Source organism: Actinophytocola oryzae (assembly GCF_004364325.1).
Classification (GTDB): Bacteria; Actinomycetota; Actinomycetes; order Mycobacteriales; family Pseudonocardiaceae; genus Actinophytocola; species Actinophytocola oryzae.
The window spans coordinates 168,446-186,823 of sequence record NZ_SOCP01000020.1 but is presented as its reverse complement, the minus strand read 5'-3'; the positions used below and the strand labels follow the sequence as shown (position 1 = coordinate 186,823).

The following is an 18,378-nucleotide window of genomic DNA, read 5'->3' as shown; positions in this document are numbered from 1 at the left end:
TCAGTCCACCGTCACGTAGTCAGGGCCGCTGTAGTGGCCGTCGAGCTGGGCGCGGCGCTGCATCAACAGGTCGTTGAGCAGGCTGGAGGCGCCGAAGCGGAACAGCTTGTTGGTGAGCCACGCCTCGCCCGCCACCTCGTGGACGGCGACCAGGTAGCGGATGGCGTCCTTGGTGTTGCGGATGCCGCCCGCCGGCTTGACGCCGCGGTGCTCGCCGGTCTGGGTGTGCCAGTCGCGGACGGCCTGGAGCATCACGTGGGTGACGGGCAGCGTGGCGGCGGGGCTGACCTTGCCGGTGGAGGTCTTGATGAAGTCGCCGCCGGCCAGCAGCGCGAGCCAGGAGGCGCGTCGGACGTTGTCGTACGTGGTCAGCTCGCCGGTCTCCAGGATCACCTTGAGGTGGGCGTCGCCGCAGGCCTGCTTGATGGTGACGATCTCGTCGAACACCCGGCCGTACTGCCCGGAGAGGAACGCACCCCGGTCGATGACCATGTCGACCTCGGTGGCGCCGCTCTCGACGGCCAGCTCGGTGTCGGCGACCTTGATCCTCAGCGACGACCGGCCGGACGGGAACGCGGTGGCGACGCTCGCGACGTCGATGCCGGTGCCCCGCGTCTCCCTGGCGGCGGTCTCGACCATGTCCGGGTAGACGCAGACGGCGGCGACCTTCGGGACCTCGGGTCGCTCGGGGTCGGGGCGGCGGGCCTTCGCGCAGAGGGACCGCACCTTGCCCGCGGTGTCCGCGCCTTCGAGGGTGGTCAGGTCGACCATGCTGATGGCGGTGTCGATCGCCCAGAGCTTGGCTGCCTTCTTGATGCTGCGGGTCGCCAGGCCTGCCGCGCGCTGCTCGACCCCGACCTGGTCGACGCCGGGTAGGCCGTGCAGGAACCGCCGCAGGGCCGACTCGTCCCTGGTCGCGTCGGCCAGCGCGGGCGGTAACCCGGCACTCGCCGTTGAGGGTGCTGCCATGGGCCCGAGTCTAGGCGGGCACGGGCACCGTCAGCGCGGGGCGCGAGCCGCCGTCGAGTGATCCCCCAACGGATCGCCCGGTTCCCGAGTGCCGCATCGCGACCCCGCCAGGTCGACTGCTCGGACGCGCGGACCAGCGGTTCACCGTCGAGCTGATCGAACCACCAGGGAACTAGTCCTCGATCTCCTTGGCGCCCTTGCGCTTCCTGCGCTTGACGTCGACGCCGCCCCACACGGCGAGGCCGGTGATCCGCACGAGCGGCAGGCCCGGCCTCGGCTGGGCCTGGCTCTGCGAGTGGTTCTCGAACGCGCCCATGAAGCCGACGCCGTTGACCTGCACGACGATGTCGTCCGGGACGTAGATCTCGATGCCGCCCATGAACGCGAACGCCTGGATGGTCGTCTCGGCTTCCTCGAACCTGGCCTGCGTCAGGTCGATCTCGATGCCGCCCATCAGGGCGAACGACGTGAACGTCGGCGGGACGGTCCAGATGCCCTTGCGGTCGGTGCCGGACATGATCGCCACGGCGCCCGTCGACGTGCCCCGGCCGCCGATGCGGTTGCCCGGCATCGCCACCGGCTGGGTGCCCGGCGCGGGCGGCGGGAGTGTGAGATGTGCCGCCTGGTTGCCGACCGGCAGGTCGCGCAGCAGCGGTTCGAGATCGCCGAACGTCTTGGCCGCGTAGACCTTGTCGAGCCGTTCCTCCAGCTCGGTGACCGTGAGGCGCCCCTCTGCCATCGCATCGTGCAGGACCCGCGCGACGCGTTCACGGTCGTCGTTGGACACCCGCATCTCCCGCGGGTCTGGCACGGCTGGCGGTTCACTCACGCGGGTGAGGTTATCGTGCGCACATGTCCGACGGTGCCCCGCACGACCATTTGTCCACGGACGACCTCGCCAAAGCGGACCTCGGCAAGCAAATCGCCGCTCTTGACCACCAGTCCGGCTTACCGGGCATCCCCCGGTTGCGCGCGTGGTCGGTCGCGGTGCTCGGCCTGAAGCCGGGCGAGCGGGTACTCGACGTGGGCTCCGGCACCGGGGAGCACGCCCGCCTGCTGGCAGAGGCGGTCGGCGAGGCGGGCGAGGCCATCGGCGTCGACCTGAACGACGGCATGCGCGCGGAGGCCGCCCGGCGTGCGCCACGTGCCCGGTTCGTCCCCGGCAACGTCTACGACCTGCCGTTTCCCAACGCGTCCGTGGACGCGGTCACGTGCGAGCGGCTGTTCCAGCACCTCACCGAGCCGGACCGGGCGGCCAGCGAGATCGCGCGGGTGCTGCGGCCGGGTGGCCGCGTCGTCGTCACCGACACCGACTGGGCGACCGCGATCGTGCACCCCGGTGACGCGGAGATCGCGGAGGTGATCACCGAGGCCATGCGCGGCGGCATCGCGAACCCGTTCGCGGCACGGCGGCTACCCGGCCAGCTCGTGCGTGCCGGGTTGACGGTGGACGACATCGGGTCGCAGGCGCTGATGCAGTCGCCGTCGGCGGCGACCGGGCCGCTGGTGCGGATGCTGGGCCGGATGGCGGTCGACCGGGGCGTGATCGACGCCGAGGGGTGCGCGCAGTTCCTCTCCGACCTCGCAGCTGGTGCCGAGAGCGGCGACTTCCACATGTCGGTGACGATGTTCGCGGTGCTCGCGCACAAGTAGCCACCCGGTCGACCCAGTACCGTGTCGCCCCATGGACGTGCTGACCGTCGATCATCCCCTCGCCAAGTCGCGGCTGACCGTCATGCGGGACGCCCGGACCGACAACGCCGTGTTCCGCGCGGCACTGCACGAGCTGACGGTCATGCTCATCTACGAGGCGATGCGGGACGCGCCCGTGCGCACCGAACGCATCCACACGCCGGTGGCACGGACCGAGGGGTACTGGCTCGCGAACCCGCCGCTGCTGGTGCCGGTGCTGCGGGCCGGGCTCGGCATGGCCGACCAGGCGCACAAGCTGATCCCCGAGGCGCAGATGGGGTTCGTCGGGCTGGCCCGAAACGAGGAGACGCTCAAGCCGACGCCGTACATGGAGTCGCTGCCCGCCGACCTGGCCTCGCGCCCGGTCTTCGTGCTCGACCCGATGCTGGCGACCGGCGGTTCGATGGAGTACACGATCCGGCTGCTCACCGACCGGGGCGCGACCGACGTGACGGCCGTGTGCGCGCTCGCCGCACCCGAGGGCATCAAGCACCTCTCGGAGGCCCAGCTGCCGGTCCGCCTGGTGACGGCGGCCATCGACGAGCGGCTCAACGACTCCGGCTACATCGTGCCGGGCCTTGGCGACGCCGGTGACCGGCAGTACGGCACAGTGTGAATCTAGTGATCTTTGGTATCACGGTGGTACCGTCGATCGCATGGCGATGACACTGAGGCTGACCGACGAGGAGAACCACCACCTCGACGAGCTGGCCGCCGCGGAGGGCAGGTCGAAGCAGGAGATCATGCGGCTGGCCCTGGCCGACCGCTGGGGACGCCTGCAGAAGGAACAACAGCTCGGCGAGGTGCTCTCCCGGGTGCTGCCCCGCTACCGGGGATTGTTGGAAAGAATCGGCACCGCCTGACTTTCCGGTCCGCTGACCGAAATCACGGACCTCGTTATTCCGACCAAAATTGTCGGTGGGTTCTGGCATGATTCCTCGGTGATCATGTATCTGGACGCCAGCGACCTTCTCGTGTTAGCCGCTGCCGTAACCGGTGGTGATCTGGTGGTACGCGACCTCGGGCTGCTGGACGCCGCCGCACACCGCCCCCGCGCGACGGTGCTGGGTGTGCAGGCGTACGAGACCCTGTGGCTGAAGGCAGCCGCGCTGCTCGACTCGATCGTGTGCACCCGCCCCCTCGTCGAGGGAAACTGGCGTCTCGGCTGGGTGTCGGCCGTCACCATCTGCGACATGAACGGGTGGTGGATCGACGCCGACGAGGACGAGGCCCTCGAGCTCGTTCGCGAGGTGGGACGTGGAAACGTGGGCGTCCAGGAGATGGCGGGCCACCTGGAGGCGTGGGCCCATCCCAAGGAGAGCGACCTGTAGCTCCGGCTTGACCTGGAGCGCACTCCAGCTCTTACGGTCGACTACGTGACCTACGCGATCGCCGAGGCAGCCCACCGCAGTGGGTTGTCGATCGACACACTCCGTTACTACGAACGCATCCAACTGATCGACCCGCCGGCACGCGACTCAGGTGGCCGCCGCGCGTACTCGGACGACGACCTGACCTGGCTGGAGTTCCTGACCAAGCTGCGGACGACCGGAATGCCGATCCGCATGATGCGCGAGTACGCGAAGCTGCGCCACCAGGGCGTGGCGTCCGCGGGCAGGCGCAAGCAGATTCTGGTGGACCAGCGCAGCGAGGTTCTCGGCCGGATCGCCGAGCTGAACTCCTGTCTCGAAATTCTGAACTACAAGATCGCGAACTACGAGCAGTGCGAGAGGGCGGTCATCACCGAGGAGCACGCGGCGTCGGCCTGAGCCATTTCAGGGCATCAGGCTCGCCGCCACCGTGGCACCCAGCTCCCAGCACGCCCGCGTCGCCGGTGCGGAGGGATCGCCCGTCACGGAGACCACGTCGGCGGCCTTCTTCCACCCGAGGCCCGTGGTGATCGACTCGATGCCCCTCGTCGCGCCGACGGTGTCGTTGTTGCCGTGGACGTAGAGGCCGTACGGCCTGCCCCTCGTCGCGTCGAGGCACGGGTAGTAGATCTGGTCGAAGAAGACCTTCAGGGCACCCGACATCATGCCCAGGTTGGCCGGGGTGCCCAGGATGTAGCCGTCCGCCGCCAGTGCGTCGGTCACCGTCGCCGCGAGGGCCGCGCGGCGCACCACCTCGACGCCCTCTATCTCGTCCGTCGTCGCTCCTGCCACCACCGCCTCGAACATGGCCTGCATGCTCGGGGACGGCGTGTGGTGCACGATCAGCAACCTGGGCACGCGACTCCTACGCCTCCAGCAGTTCCCTGACCTCGTCCCGCAGCGTGGCCATCCTCGTCTCCGCCTCGGCTTTGGCGGGGCCGAGCTCGGCCGTCACCGGGGTCACGACCTCCAGGTACGCCTTCACCTTCGGTTCCGTGCCGGACGGACGGACGACCACGCGCACGCCCTCGCCCCTCAGGCGGACGATGTCCTGCGCCGGGTTGTCCTGCGTCACCTCGACGCCCGCCAGCGTCGACGGGGGTGCCGCTCTCAACGACGCCACGAGCGGGGCCGTCGCCGCGGTGTCCTCGAAGCGCAGGGAGACCTGGTCGGTCAGGTGTACGCCGTGGCGCACCGACAGGTCGTCGAGCACGTCCGGCAGCGTGCGGCCCGCCGCCTTGAGGGTCGCCGCCAGGTCGCAGGCCACGACCGCCGCCGAGATGCCGTCCTTGTCCCGCACGAAGTCCGGGTCCACCGCGAGACCCAACGCCTCCTCGTACGCGAACACCAGGCCCTCACCAGCCCGCATCAGCCACTTGAAGCCCGTCAGGGTCTCCGCGTGGCGGGCGCCGTGGGCCGCCGCTATCGGCGCCAGCATCGACGACGACACGACCGTGGTCGCCACCAACGGGTTCGGCGTGTCCATCGTGGACAGCAGGTGCGAGCCGAGCAGCACACCGGTCTCGTCGCCACGCAGCATGCGCCACCGGTCGCCGTCCCGGACGCCGAGGGCACAGCGGTCCGCGTCCGGGTCCAGGGCGATGGCAAGGTCCGCGTCCACCTCCGCCGCCAGCGCCAGCAGCAGGTCCGCGGCGCCGGGCTCCTCCGGGTTCGGGAACGCCACCGTCGGGAAGTCCGGGTCGGGGACTGCCTGGTCCATCACCACCCGGACGTCCGTGAAGCCCGCGGCACGCAGAGCCGCCACGGCCGTCTCGCCGCCGACGCCGTGCATCGGGGTCAGTGCCACCCGCAGGTCACGCGACGTGCCTCGCGGCAGTGTGGCGATGCGGGTCACGTAGGCGGACACGTCGCCCACCGGCACGGCACCCGGGGCGGCGGGCACCGAGATGGCCGGTGGTGCGGCGCGGATCGCGGTCTCGATCAGGCCGTCGTCCGGGGGCACGATCTGGGCGCCGTCGGCCGCGTAGACCTTGTAGCCGTTGTCCGCCGGGGGGTTGTGGGACGCGGTGATCTGGATGCCCGCCACCGCGCCGAGCGCACGCACGTGGAACGCCGTCACCGGGGTCGGCAGCGGCCCCGGCATCGTGCGCACGACGAAGCCGGCCGCCGTCAGCACCTCCGCCGCCGCCTGCGCGAACTCCTCGGAGCCGTGGCGGGCGTCCCGGCCGACGACCACGGTGCCGCCTGCATGGCCCGTGTACGCGAGCCACTGCGCCACGCCGTGGGTCGCCCTGATGACCACCGCCCTGTTCATGCCGTTCGAGCCGGCGCGGACCGGGCCGCGCAGACCCGCGGTGCCGAAGGTCAGCGTGCCGTTCATGCGGTCGGCCAGGTCGTCGACCGCCTGCTGGTCACCGCCCATGGCGCGGGCCGTGACCTGCTGCAGCTCCGTCCTCGCGGCCGTGTCCGGGTCGTCGGCGATCCAGCGGAAGGCACGGTCACGCAGCTCGGATGGCAGGCTCATGCCCGTTCCACCAGCGCGTGCAGCAGCCTGCCCATGCGGGAGGCCGACGCACGGCCCGCCTCCAGGACCTCCTCGTGGTTCAGCGGCTCGCCCGTGACGCCTGCCGCCAGGTTCGTCACCAGGGACAGGCCGAACACCTCCACGCCCTCGGCACGTGCCGCGATCGCCTCGAGGACCGTCGACATGCCCACCAGGTCGGCGCCCATCGTGCGGAGCATGCGGATCTCGGCGGGGGTCTCGAAGTGCGGGCCGGGCAGACCCGCGTACACGCCCTCCACCAGCGTGTCGTCGATCTCCCTGGCCAGGGCACGCAGGCGCGGGGAGTACAGGTCCGTCAGGTCCACGAACCGGGCCCCCACCAGCGGCGACGTGGCCGTCAGGTTCAGGTGGTCGCTGATCAGGACCGGCTGGCCGACCTCGACGCCGTCCCGCAGGCAGCCGGCCGCGTTCGTCAGCACCACCGCGCGGCAGCCGGTCGCGGCGATCGTGCGGACGCCGTGGACCACCGCGCCGACACCCCTGCCCTCGTACAGGTGGGTGCGGCCGAGCAGGATCAGGACCCGCTTGTCGGCGACCCGCAACGACCGCAGCGTCCCGCCGTGGCCCGCGACGGTCGGGGCGCTGAAGCCGGGGAGGTCGGCCACCGGCAGCTCGAACTCGGCCGCGCCGAACTCGTCGGCGGCCGGGCGCCACCCCGAGCCGAGCACGACGGCCACGTCATGGCTCGCCACGCCCGTCTGTTCGGCGATCGCGGCGGCCGCGTCGGCGGCAAGGTCCTGGGTCTCGGTCACGCGGGCGAGGATACGACCTGCCACCGACAGTCAGCCGGTGACACGAAACTCGGGGGCGATCCGGTCGAAGAGGCGGGACCCGGAGTCCTCCTGCTCGATGGGGACCGTTACCGAGACGACCCACAGGTCGCCCGCGAACGGGAGCAGGTGCGCGTAGGTCACGCGGTTCTGGTCCAGCGCCGCCGGGTCGTTCGGCGCGACCACCTTCGCGTTCGTGGTGGCGCGGTAGGTCAGCTCCAGCGCCCCCTCCTGCGGGGTGACGCCGTTGGTGGCCAGCCCTGGGATCTCGACCTTGCCCACCCCGCTGACCGTCACGTCCGGCCGCCGCGCCGTCAGCCGGTCGACGTACTCGGCGATCTGGTGCTTCGGGTAGAAGCCGGCCAGCCGCTCGACGGTGAGCAGCTGTGTGCCGTCCGGCGACAGGTAGTACACGCGGGTGCTGTTCACGAAGTCTGGGTCGCCGATCTGCTCGACGAACTCCACCCAGTCGCGCGGCACGGGCAGTGTGAACCCGCCGCCCTGTTCACCCTTGACCGTCGCCGCGTTGCCCGACCTCGTGCTCATCGCGTCCGGCAGCCCCGACGACGGCGGGCTCGAGGTGCTGGTTCGCACGGCCTCCTTCGACGGCGGCAGGAGGGGCTTGTCCGCGACGTACCTGGACAGCGCGAACCCGCCGCCCGCCGCGCCGAAGAACAGCAGCACGGCCAGGAACGCCACGACTCCCGTCGCCAGCGCACCCCTGGCCCTGGTCCTCGGACCGCCGGACGGCGGTTCGAACGGCAGCGGGCCGGGTGCCGGGGCCAGTGCGGGCGGCTCGCCCGTCTTCTCGGCAGGAGCGTCGCCACCGGGCAGTGGGCCCGGATCACCGGCGAGCGGGGTGGAGTCCGGTATCGGGCCGGGGTCCGCGGCGAGCGGCGGCGCGCTCGGAACGTCCTGCTCCGGCTCGCCGGTCGTCGTGCCCTCACGGGGCGCACTCGCCGCCTCGACGGCGGCGTGGACGCGGGCCAGCTCCTCCTCGGACAGCAGCGGCGTGTGCTGGGACGGCAGCAGCGGGTGCAGCCTGTCGCGCAGGTCGTGCAGCGAGATCCGCTCGCCAGGCTCCTTCACCATGAGCGCGGCCACGATGTCGTCCATCGGGCCGCCGGTGTCCGCTCTCGGCACGTCGCCGTGCACGACCTGGTTGACCGTCGCCAGCACGGCACCGTTCACGTCGTAGGGCGGACGGCCCTCGACCACCGCGAACAGCGTCGCGCCGAGGCTCCACAGGTCGGCGGCCGAGGTGACCTCGCGGCCAGCGGCGACCTCGGGGGCGATGTAGGCGGGTGAGCCCAGCATGATCCCGGTGCTGGTCAGTGTCCGTTCCGCCACGTTGCGTGCGATGCCGAAGTCGGTGAGCTTCACCCGGCCGTCCACCCCGATGAGCACGTTGCCGGGCTTGACGTCACGATGTGTGATGCCGACCTGGTGGGCTGCCGCGAGGCCCGCGGCGACCGCGTCCGCGATGGCGGCGGCCTTGGGGGTGGGCAGCGGGCCGAGCACGTCGATGATCGCGGCGAGGCTGTGCGCGTGCACGAACTCCATCACGACGAACGGCTCGCCGTCCTCGCGGGCCACGTCGTGCAGGGTGATCACGTTCGGGTGCGAGAGCGCGGCGATCGCGCGAGCCTCGCGCAAGGTACGTTCCCGCAGCTCAGCGGCCTGCACCTCCGGCATACCCGGCGGCAGGAGGACCTCCTTGACCGCGACGGGACGACGCAGCCACTCGTCGAACGCCTCCCACACCGTGCCCATGGCGCCCTGGCCGAGCCGCCGGCGCAGCCGGTAGCGCCCGGCGACGACGCGCTCCCCAGTGCTGGACACGGCCGACATTCTGCCTGCATGCGCGATCAGCCTCACACTCGCGTGTGCTAGTTCCCCTCTGGTGACTGCTGCTCGGTAGCGTCAAACTCAGGGCGCGGGTTTCCCCAGCGTGGCCCACACAGGATCTCGGGGAGGCGGAACACCTATGACCTCGGCGGACCAGCTGCGGCTGGCATCGGAGTTCGACCCGGCGACGCGTGAACAGTGGCAGGCGCTGGTCGAGAAGGTGCTGCGCAGGTCGGGCACGGAGGTCGACGGGCGGCCAGAGGACCTGCTCGCGACCGAGACCTACGACGGGTTCTCCCTCCAACCCCTCTACACCAGCGACGACAGGGCACCGGACGCCGGTTTCCCCGGCGTGTCGCCGTTCACCAGGGGCACGCGGCCCGACGGCACCGTCGCGGAGGGCTGGGACGTGCGGCAGCGCCACGAGCACCCCGACCCCGCCGTGACGAGGCAGGCCGTGCTCACCGACCTCGAGAACGGCGTCACCTCGCTGTGGCTCGTGATCGGCGCGGCAGGGCTGCCACTCGACTCGCTGGCCGACGTCCTGAGCGAGGTCTACCTCGACCTCGCCCCGGTCACGCTGGACGCGGGCGCGGACTTCGCCGCCGCGGCCCGCGCACTGCTGGACCTCCACGACGACAAGGGCGTCCAGGCGAGCGAGGTGCGGGGCAACCTCGGCGCCGACCCGATCGGGCTGCGGGCGCGGACCGGTCAGGCGCAGGACCTCGACGGCGCCGTCGAGCTGGCCGTGTCGGTCGCAGGCCGGTACGCGGGGCTGCGGTCGGTGGTCGTCGACGCGCTGCCCTACCACGGGGCGGGCTCGTCGGACGGGCAGGAGCTGGGCTACGCGCTGGCCACGGCCGTCGCATACCTGCGTGCCCTCACCGACGGCGGCCTCTCGGTCGACGACGCCGCGTGGCAGCTCGAGTTCCGCTACGCCGCCACCGCCGACCAGTTCGGCACCATCGCGAAGCTGCGTGCCGCACGCAGGCTGTGGGCACGGGTCGCGGAGGTCGTCGGCACCGGCACGGCCGTCCCGCAGCACGCCGTGACCTCTACGACGATGATGACCCGCCGCGACCCGTGGGTGAACATGCTGCGCACCACGCTGGCCTGCTTCGCCGCCGGTGTCGGCGGGGCGGACGCCGTGACCGTGCAGCCGTTCGACACGGCCATCGGCCTGCCGGACGCGTTCGCGCGCCGGATCGCCCGCAACACGCAGTCGATCCTCATGGAGGAGTCGCGGGTCGCGGGCGTGATCGACCCGGCAGGCGGCTCCTGGTACGTCGAGCGGCACACCGACGAGCTGGCTCACGCGGGCTGGGCCGTGTTCCAGGAGGTCGAGCGGGCGGGCGGGATCGTGGCCGCCCTCGACAGCGGCCTGGTCGACGAGCGCATCGCCGCCGTCCGCGACGCCCGCACCCGCAGGCTGGACGGGGGTGAGGAGGTCATCACCGGGGTGACCGTCTTCCCCGACAGGAACGAGAAGCCGCTGACCCGCGAGCCCGCCCCGCCGCTGCCGCACGGCGGGCTGCCGAGGGTGCGTTACGCCGAGCCGTTCGAGGCGGCGCTGGAGGGTGAATCGTGAGCATCCCCGACTTCTCCGACGTCCCACTCGGCGAGCAGGCGACCGGCAGCGTCGCGGACTGGCAGGCCGCCGTCCAGGAGGCCACCGGCAAGGGGCAGGACGCACTCGCGTGGGAGACCCCCGAGGGCATCGGCGTCAAACCCCTGTACACGGGCGAGGACACCGCGGGCCTCGACTTCCTGGACACCTACCCGGGCATCGTGCCGTACCTGCGCGGGCCGTACCCGACGATGTACGTCAACCAGCCGTGGACCATCCGCCAGTACGCGGGCTTCTCGACCGCGGCGGAGTCGAACGCCTTCTACCGCCGCAACATCGCGGCAGGCCAGAAGGGGCTGTCGGTCGCGTTCGACCTGGCGACCCACCGCGGCTACGACTCCGACCACCCGCGCGTGTCCGGTGACGTCGGCATGGCCGGGGTGGCCATCGACTCGATCTACGACATGCGCCAGCTGTTCGACGGCATCCCGCTCGACACGATGTCCGTGTCGATGACCATGAACGGCGCCGTGCTGCCGATCCTCGCGCTCTACGTGGTCGCCGCCGAGGAACAGGGCGTGCCGCAGGAGAAGCTGACCGGGACCATCCAGAACGACATCCTCAAGGAGTTCATGGTCCGCAACACCTACATCTACCCGCCGCAGCCCTCGATGCGGATCATCTCGGACATCTTCTCCCACACCTCCCGGCACATGCCGAAGTTCAACTCGATCTCGATCTCCGGCTACCACATGCAGGAGGCGGGCGCGACCGCCGACCTGGAGCTGGCCTACACGCTGGCCGACGGCGTCGAGTACATCCGGGCGGGGGTCGACGCCGGGCTCGACATCGACAAGTTCGCGCCCCGGCTCTCGTTCTTCTGGGCCATCGGCATGAACTTCTTCATGGAGGTCGCCAAGCTCCGCGCCGCGCGGCTGCTGTGGGCCAAGCTCGTGAAGCAGTTCGACCCGAAGTCGGACAAGTCGCTGTCGCTGCGCACGCACTGCCAGACGTCCGGCTGGTCGCTGACCGCGCAGGACGTCTACAACAACGTGGTCCGCACGTGCGTCGAGGCCATGGCCGCCACGCAGGGACACACGCAGTCGTTGCACACCAACGCGTTGGACGAGGCGCTCGCCCTGCCGACCGACTTCTCCGCACGCATCGCCCGCAACACGCAGCTGTTGCTGCAGCAGGAGTCCGGCACCACGCGGGTCATCGATCCCTGGGGCGGCAGTGCCTTCGTCGAGCGGCTCACCTACGAGCTCGCGAAGAAGGCGTGGGGCCACATCAGCGAGGTCGAGTCCGCAGGCGGCATGGCACGGGCCATCGACGCCGGGATCCCCAAGCTGCGCATCGAGGAGGCCGCGGCACGCACGCAGGCACGCATCGACTCGGGGCGCCAGCCGGTCGTCGGCGTGAACAAGTACCGCCTCGCGGACGCCGACGAGCACATCGACGTGCTGAAGGTCGACAACGCCGGTGTGCGTGCGCAGCAGATCGAGAAGCTGCGGCGGCTGCGTGAGGAACGCGACCAGGGCGCCGTCGACCAGGCGCTGCGGGCACTGTCGGCGGCCGCGAACGGGCCGGGGAACCTGCTCGCGCTCGCCATCGACGCGGCACGCGCGAAGGCGACCGTCGGCGAGATCTCCGACGCCCTCGGCTCGGTGTGGGGGCGCCACTCGGCCCAGATCCGGACGATTTCCGGCGTGTACGCGGAGGAGGTCGGCGGCGTGTCGAACGTGGCGGAGGCGCGGCGGATCGTCGACGAGTTCGCCGAGGCCGAGGGACGGCGCCCACGCATCCTCGTCGCCAAGATGGGCCAGGACGGGCACGACCGCGGTCAGAAGGTCATCGCCACCGCCTTCGCCGACCTCGGCTTCGACGTCGACGTGGGCCCGCTGTTCCAGACGCCCGGCGAGGTCGCGCGGCAGGCCGTCGAGGCCGACGTGCACATCGTCGGCGTGAACTCGCTGGCCGCCGGGCACCTCACGCTCGTGCCGGACCTGCGTGACGAGCTGGCCGCGCTCGGCCGCGACGACATCATGATCGTCGTCGGCGGCGTGATCCCGCCACAGGACTACGACGCCCTGTACAAGGCGGGCGCGGGCGCGATCTTCGGTCCCGGCACGGTGATCGCCGAGGCAGCGACCGGGCTGATGCACAAGCTTTCCGAGCAGCACGGGCACTGATGGCTCGCGACATCGACGTCGAGGCGTACGCCAAGGGGGTCCTCGCCGGTGAGCGGGGACAGCTCGCGAAGGCGATCACGCTGGTCGAGTCGCGCAGGCCCGACCACAGGGCGCTCGCGCAGCGGCTGCTGGTCGAGCTGCTGCCCCACGCGGGCGGCGCGCACCGCGTCGGCATCACGGGTGTGCCGGGGGCGGGCAAGTCGACGTTCATCGACGCGCTCGGCACGACGCTCACCGAGGCGGGACATCGGGTCGCGGTGTTGGCCGTCGACCCGTCGTCCACGCGCACCGGCGGCTCCATCCTCGGCGACAAGACCCGCATGGCCCGGCTCGCCGTCGACCCCGCCGCGTTCATCCGGCCCTCGCCGACGTCCGGGACGCTCGGCGGCGTCACCCGCGCGACCCGCGAGACGATCGTGCTGATGGAGGCCGCGGGCTACGACGTCGTGCTCGTCGAGACGGTCGGCGTCGGGCAGTCGGAGGTGGCCGTCGCCAACATGGTCGACTGCTTCCTGCTGCTGACGCTCGCGCGGACCGGCGACCAGCTGCAGGGCATCAAGAAGGGCGTGCTCGAGCTGGCCGACGTCATCGCCGTCAACAAGGCGGACGGCGACCACGAGCTGGCCGCACGCAAGGCCGCGCGTGAGCTGTCCGGCGCGCTGCGGCTGATCCGTGGCCCCGAGCCGTGGAAGACACCCGTGCTGACCTGCAGCGGACTGACCAGCACCGGCCTCGACACGGTGTGGGAGCAGGTGCGGCGCCACCACGACGAGCTGTCCTCGTCCGGCGAGCTGAACGAGAAGCGGCGGCGACAGCAGGTGGACTGGACGTGGACCATGGTGCGCGACACGTTGCTGACGCGACTGTCCGAGCACCCCGGGGTACGCACGCTGACCCCGGAGCTGGAACGCCAGGTGGCGGACGGTGAGCTGACGCCGACGCTCGCGGCGGAACGCATCCTGAAGGAGTTCTCCGACTGAACGGACCCGGGCGGACCGAGGAGATACTGGCCGAGCTGCACGACTGCTCGGACACCCGGCCCTACCGCGCCGAGCTGGACGGCTGGTCCGTGTCCGACCTGGAGAGGCTCGGCCACGCGATCGCCACGCTGCCGGACGGGCAGAGCTGGGCCCACCGCAGTGTGCGTGACCACGTCCTGCGCCTCCTGGCGCTGCGGCCGTCCCAGGACCGGGCCGAGGCGGCGGCGCGGATCGCGGCCGACCTGCCCGCCGCCTCGGTACGCAGGACGGCGGCGTGGCTCGCGGCGGCGCAGTCCGAGCAGGTGCTCGTCTCGCTGCTGGCCGGTGACCTCCCGACGGAGCTGGGCGCCTGCCTGCTGCACGAGATGATCGTGCGGCGCAAACCGGTGACCCGGATGGCCGACGCCTGGGCGGCGCGGCTGACCGGGCACGCCCTTGCCGGCCTCCCGCTGCACCCGCTGCCCGGTGAGACCCGGCTCCCCCTGGCCGACTTCGGGCACGGCACGGAGTCGGCCGGCCTGCCGCACGGCCCACGCAAGGGCGACCCGCTGACGCACGCGGGAACGGTCCCCGAGTCGTCGAGGGAGGCCGCCCCGGCCGACCTGACCTCGGCCGTCACCACCTGGCTCACCCAGTCCAACGGCCGCGCGGAGGCAGCCGTGTGCCGGCTCGGAGCGCCGCTGTCCCCGGACGAGGTCGGCGTGCGGACCATGGAGTCCCTCGGTCTCGACTGCCTCGCGGGTGACGGCCTCGCACTGCGCAGGGCGGGCCTCGACGACGTGGTGGCCGTCCTGTTCGGGGCCGCGGCGAACGGCGGCGCGTACGACCGGGGCCTCGACGGCGCGTACGGGCGGGCCGCCGCGTGGCGCTCCGTGGACGCGCTGGCGGGCGGCTCGCACGTCGGCGCGGCGTGGTGGACCTTCGACGCCGCGAACGACTGGTTCCGCCGGGTCGCGTGGGACCTCGGCGTGGTCTGCCTTAGGCCAGGTGGGCACACTATGGCCGTCCTGGCGGCGACGGATACTGACTGACGGCCGTACTTCGCTACCCTGGACACCATGCGTAGCGCCTTTCGACTGCTCGTCGTGACCCTCACGAGCCTCATCGTGGCGCTGCTTCCGGTTCACGCGTTCGCCGAGTCACACCCATCGAGCAGCGAGTACGGCCTCGTCGCAGGGCAACCGCCCGCGACCCCGCCCCCCGGACAACCCACCGCGACGACCGCGCCGACCGTCGACCTCGACCCCGCCGAGACCGAGGCGGACAGGTCCGAGAACAAGCGCAAGATCGTCATGGGGGTCACTTCCATCGTGCTGGTAGGCATCGTGATCTGGGGCCGCAGCATCAAGCGGAAGAAGGCGAAGGCCGGCTGACCGCTGGCCGACAGTGATCGTTTAGCGAGACTGAAACACCGGCACCGCTCGGCGCTCTGGCCGGACCGGCAGCCGGTTCACCAGCAGACCTCGGGCGGTCCTCAAGCACCGATGGTGCAGGATTGGCGAATCATGGCGAACACAGGGGACCTTGGGAGGAACGCGTGACCATGCTGGACTCGCGGTCCGACACCCCCAGGGATGGCAGGGCCGGCGTGCTGATCTCCGACGAGGGCGTCAGTATGCCCAGTGTGGAGGACATCGGAGCGGGCCGAGGGCCGGAGTGGCTCGACTCGTGGCTCACCAGGGGGTCGGCTGACGTCATCGCCTGGTACCGGCACATCCACCGGCACCCGGAGCTGTCGAGGGCCGAGTACAACACCACCGAGATGGTGGCGGGCCTGCTCTCGTCGGCGGGTCTTCGGCCGAAGGTCTTCGACACCGGGGTGGGCCTGACCTGCGACATCGGCATCGGCGACAGATGCGTCGCCCTCCGCGCGGATATGGACGCGCTACCGGTGACCGAGCTGACCGGCCTGCCGTACTCGTCGACCGTGCCGGGCGTCGCACACGCGTGCGGGCACGACGCGCACACGTCCATGCTGCTCGGCGCGGCACTCGCGCTGGCGTCCGCGCCGGAGCTGCCCGGCCGCGTGCGGCTGGTGTTCCAGCCCGCCGAGGAGGTCATGCCCGGCGGCGCGCTGGACGTCATCGCCGCCGGTGGCCTCGACGGGGTCAGCTCGATCTTCGGCCTGCACTGCGACCCGCGCCTGCAGGTCGGCAACGTCGGCACCCGCGTCGGCGCCATCACGTCGGCGACCGACCTGCTCGAGCTGCGGCTGACCTCGCCGGGCGGTCACACGTCCCGGCCGCACCTGACCGCGGACCTCGTGCACGCGCTCGGCACGGTCATCACCGGCCTGCCCGCGCTGCTGTCCCGCCGCGTCGACCCCCGCTCGGGGACGGTGCTGGTGTGGGGCGCGGTGCACGCGGGCGAGGCGCCGAACGCGGTGCCGCAGGACGGCGTGCTGCGCGGCACGCTCCGGACCGGCGACCACGAGGTGTGGGCCGACCTGGAGCCGCTGGTGGCCGGGCTCGTGGAGTCGCTGCTGGCACCGACCGGCGTCGGCTTCGAGCTGGAGCACCGGCGTGGCGTGCCTCCCGTGGTGAACGACGTGGAGTCCGAGGCCGTGCTGCGTGCCGGCGTCGAGGCCGCACTCGGCGAGAACGCGGTGACGAGCACGAAGCAGTCCTCCGGCGGCGAGGACTTCGGCTGGTACCTGGAGCACATCTCCGGCTCGTTCGCCCGCCTGGGCGTCTGGTCCGGCGAGGGTGCCCAGCCGGACATCCACCAGCCGACGTTCCGCATCGACGAGCGTGCGCTCCTGACCGGCGTGCGGGTCCTCACCCACACCGCGCTGGCCGCGCTCGCCTAGCCGCGGATCGTCTCCAGAACCAACGCAGTACTGGCCGGCGCCTCGTCCGTGATCTCGTAGGCGCCGGCCAGTGCGGCCAGTGCACCCTCCACCGCGTCCGGTGTGTCCGTGTGCAGCTCCAGCAGAGGTGCCCCGCTGACCACGGCTTCCCCTGGTTTCACGTGGCACAGCACACCCGCCGCGGCCTGTACGGGGTCCTCCTTGCGGGCCCGGCCGGCACCCAGCCGCCAGGCGGCCAGGCCGACGCCCAGCGCGTCCAGCCTGCCGAGCACGCCGTCGCGCGGAGCCTCCACCACGTGCACGTGCTTCGGCTTCGGGAGCTCCGCATCCGGGTCGCCGCCCTGGGCCGCGATCATCCTGGCCCACGTCTCGTACGCCTCGCCGGACGCCAGCACCTCGGCCGGGTTCGCCTCGACGCCGGTCAGTCCCAGCATCTCCTCGGCCAAGGCGACCGTCAGCTCGACGACATCCGCCGGGCCGCCACCCCGCAGGACCTCGACCGCCTCGGCGACCTCCACGGCGTTGCCGACCGCGCGGCCCAGGGGCGTGGACATGTCCGTGAGCAGGGCCGTCACCTTCTGCCCGTGCGTCATCCCGATCGCGACCAGCGCCGACGCCAGCTCACGCGCCTCGTCGAGGGTCTTCATGAACGCGCCGGAGCCGACCTTCACGTCCAGCACCAGCGCGCCGGCACCCTCGGCGATCTTCTTCGACATGATCGACGACGCGATCAGCGGCACGCACTCGACCGTGCCCGTCACGTCCCGCAGCGCGTACAGCTTCCGGTCGGCGGGGGCCAGCCCCTCGGTCGGCGCGCACACGACCGCGCCCACCGACAGCAGCTGCTCGCGGATCTCGTCCGAGGACAGCGACGCCCGCCAGCCCGGGATCGACTCGAGCTTGTCGAGCGTGCCGCCCGTGTGGCCGAGGCCCCGGCCCGACAGCTGCGGCACCGCGATCCCGCACGTCGCCACCAGCGGCGCGAGCGGCAGCGTGATCTTGTCGCCGACCCCGCCCGTCGAGTGCTTGTCGACCGTCGGGACCGGCCACGACAGGCGCTCCCCCGACTCGATCATCGCCTGCGTCCAGCGGGACGTCTCCGGGAACGACATCCCGTTGAGGAACACCGCCATGGCCAGGGCGGACATCTGCTCGTCCGCCACCTCGCCCCTGGTGTAGGCGGCGACGACCCAGTCGATCTGGTCGTCCGACAGCGCCTCGCCGTCGCGCTTGGTCCTGATGACGTCAACAGCGGTGTGGTTCACACGATCACGGTAGATCGCCAGGGCCGAACGCATACCGCAGGATGTCCGACATCGGCGCAGGGCCGTCCGGCGTGTCCACCAGGCAGTCCGGTCCGCCCAGCTCGAACAGGATCTGCCGACACCGGCCGCACGGCATGAGCAGGGCACCCGTACCGCTGCGGCACGCCACCGCGACGAGCCTGCCGCCACCGGTCAGGCGCAGCTGGCCTGCCATGGTGCACTCCGCGCACAGGGCGACCCCGTACGCGGCGTTCTCCACGTTGCAGCCGGTGATCACCCGGCCGTCGTCGACCACCGCGGCCGCACCGACCTGCAGACCCGAGTAGGGGCAGTACGCGAGCTGAGCCGCCTCGATCGCCGAGGTGCGCAGCTTGTCCCAGTCAGTTCCCATG

The 18,378-nt window shown here is 71.6% G+C and carries 19 protein-coding genes; 11 read left to right on the top strand and 8 right to left on the bottom strand.

Features of this window, described 5'->3' with window-relative positions; genetic code table 11:
• On the bottom strand, positions 1–969 hold the full coding sequence (deoC, locus tag CLV71_RS38465) for a deoxyribose-phosphate aldolase (RefSeq protein ID WP_133907836.1): 969 nt from the start codon (positions 967–969) through the stop codon (positions 1–3).
• 172 nt (positions 970–1,141) lie between these two features.
• Positions 1,142–1,798 (bottom strand): DUF1707 SHOCT-like domain-containing protein, encoded by a 657-nt coding sequence (locus CLV71_RS38460; RefSeq protein ID WP_133907835.1) that lies wholly within the window; start codon positions 1,796–1,798, stop codon positions 1,142–1,144.
• Positions 1,799–1,821: 23 nt separating this feature from the next.
• On the opposite strand from CLV71_RS38460, the gene CLV71_RS38455 reads away from it, so the two are divergent.
• From CLV71_RS38455 to CLV71_RS38435, 5 genes are all read left to right on the top strand, one after another.
• A complete protein-coding gene (locus CLV71_RS38455) occupies positions 1,822–2,622 on the top strand; it encodes a methyltransferase domain-containing protein (RefSeq protein WP_133907834.1) in 801 nt (266 codons plus the stop codon).
• A gap of 31 nt (positions 2,623–2,653) precedes the next feature.
• On the top strand, positions 2,654–3,277 hold the full coding sequence (gene upp, locus CLV71_RS38450; protein WP_133907833.1) for a uracil phosphoribosyltransferase: 624 nt from the start codon (positions 2,654–2,656) through the stop codon (positions 3,275–3,277).
• Between the two features lie 40 nt (positions 3,278–3,317).
• Positions 3,318–3,524 carry a ribbon-helix-helix protein, CopG family gene (locus CLV71_RS38445; protein WP_133907832.1) on the top strand — a complete coding sequence of 69 codons (207 nt, stop codon included), beginning with the start codon at positions 3,318–3,320 and terminating at the stop codon, positions 3,522–3,524.
• An 84-nt stretch (positions 3,525–3,608) separates the two neighbouring features.
• Positions 3,609–3,992, top strand: a complete 384-nt coding sequence (locus CLV71_RS38440) for a type II toxin-antitoxin system death-on-curing family toxin (RefSeq protein ID WP_243867180.1) — start codon at positions 3,609–3,611, stop codon at positions 3,990–3,992.
• A 45-nt stretch (positions 3,993–4,037) separates the two neighbouring features.
• Positions 4,038–4,430, top strand: coding sequence for a MerR family transcriptional regulator (locus CLV71_RS38435; RefSeq protein WP_133907830.1), 393 nt, complete (start codon positions 4,038–4,040; stop codon positions 4,428–4,430).
• 6 nt (positions 4,431–4,436) lie between these two features.
• On the opposite strand, the gene CLV71_RS38430 is transcribed toward CLV71_RS38435, so the two are convergent.
• Genes CLV71_RS38430 through CLV71_RS38415 form a run of 4 tightly spaced genes read right to left on the bottom strand, consistent with a single transcriptional unit; the run spans position 4,437 to position 9,167 of the window.
• A complete protein-coding gene (locus CLV71_RS38430; protein ID WP_133907829.1) occupies positions 4,437–4,889 on the bottom strand; it encodes a flavodoxin family protein in 453 nt (150 codons plus the stop codon).
• A gap of 7 nt (positions 4,890–4,896) precedes the next feature.
• Positions 4,897–6,516, bottom strand: coding sequence for a phospho-sugar mutase (locus CLV71_RS38425; protein WP_133907828.1), 1,620 nt, complete (start codon positions 6,514–6,516; stop codon positions 4,897–4,899).
• Entirely contained in the window at positions 6,513–7,307 is a 795-nt protein-coding gene (locus CLV71_RS38420; protein WP_133907827.1) for a purine-nucleoside phosphorylase, read from the bottom strand. The genes CLV71_RS38425 and CLV71_RS38420 overlap by 4 nt, the downstream gene beginning before the upstream one ends.
• Before the next feature lie 30 nt (positions 7,308–7,337).
• Positions 7,338–9,167, bottom strand: coding sequence for a serine/threonine-protein kinase (locus CLV71_RS38415; RefSeq protein WP_424923942.1), 1,830 nt, complete (start codon positions 9,165–9,167; stop codon positions 7,338–7,340).
• A gap of 145 nt (positions 9,168–9,312) precedes the next feature.
• Between CLV71_RS38415 and CLV71_RS38410 the strand changes: the two genes are divergently transcribed.
• The 6 genes from CLV71_RS38410 to CLV71_RS38385 all read left to right on the top strand — a co-directional run bounded on the left by CLV71_RS38410 (position 9,313) and on the right by CLV71_RS38385 (position 16,721).
• Entirely contained in the window at positions 9,313–10,761 is a 1,449-nt protein-coding gene (locus tag CLV71_RS38410) for a methylmalonyl-CoA mutase subunit beta (RefSeq protein WP_133907825.1), read from the top strand.
• On the top strand, positions 10,758–12,932 hold the full coding sequence (scpA, locus tag CLV71_RS38405; RefSeq protein WP_133907824.1) for a methylmalonyl-CoA mutase: 2,175 nt from the start codon (positions 10,758–10,760) through the stop codon (positions 12,930–12,932). The genes CLV71_RS38410 and scpA overlap by 4 nt, the downstream gene beginning before the upstream one ends.
• Positions 12,932–13,912, top strand: a complete 981-nt coding sequence (gene meaB / locus CLV71_RS38400; protein WP_133907823.1) for a methylmalonyl Co-A mutase-associated GTPase MeaB — start codon at positions 12,932–12,934, stop codon at positions 13,910–13,912. The genes scpA and meaB overlap by 1 nt, the downstream gene beginning before the upstream one ends.
• 89 nt (positions 13,913–14,001) lie before the next feature.
• A complete protein-coding gene (locus tag CLV71_RS38395; protein WP_133907822.1) occupies positions 14,002–14,943 on the top strand; it encodes a DUF6183 family protein in 942 nt (313 codons plus the stop codon).
• 27 nt (positions 14,944–14,970) lie between these two features.
• Positions 14,971–15,285 (top strand): hypothetical protein, encoded by a 315-nt coding sequence (locus CLV71_RS38390; protein ID WP_133907821.1) that lies wholly within the window; start codon positions 14,971–14,973, stop codon positions 15,283–15,285.
• Positions 15,286–15,449: 164 nt separating this feature from the next.
• Positions 15,450–16,721: an amidohydrolase gene (locus tag CLV71_RS38385; RefSeq protein WP_133907820.1), complete on the top strand. Its 1,272-nt coding sequence runs from the start codon at positions 15,450–15,452 to the stop codon at positions 16,719–16,721.
• Here the strand turns inward: CLV71_RS38385 and CLV71_RS38380 are convergent.
• Positions 16,718–18,019, bottom strand: a complete 1,302-nt coding sequence (locus tag CLV71_RS38380; RefSeq protein WP_133907819.1) for a thymidine phosphorylase — start codon at positions 18,017–18,019, stop codon at positions 16,718–16,720. The two genes, CLV71_RS38385 and CLV71_RS38380, sit on opposite strands and share 4 nt — an antisense overlap.
• Positions 17,991–18,377, bottom strand: coding sequence for a cytidine deaminase (locus tag CLV71_RS38375; protein ID WP_133907818.1), 387 nt, complete (start codon positions 18,375–18,377; stop codon positions 17,991–17,993). The genes CLV71_RS38380 and CLV71_RS38375 overlap by 29 nt, the downstream gene beginning before the upstream one ends.
• Position 18,378: the final 1 nt, after the last annotated feature.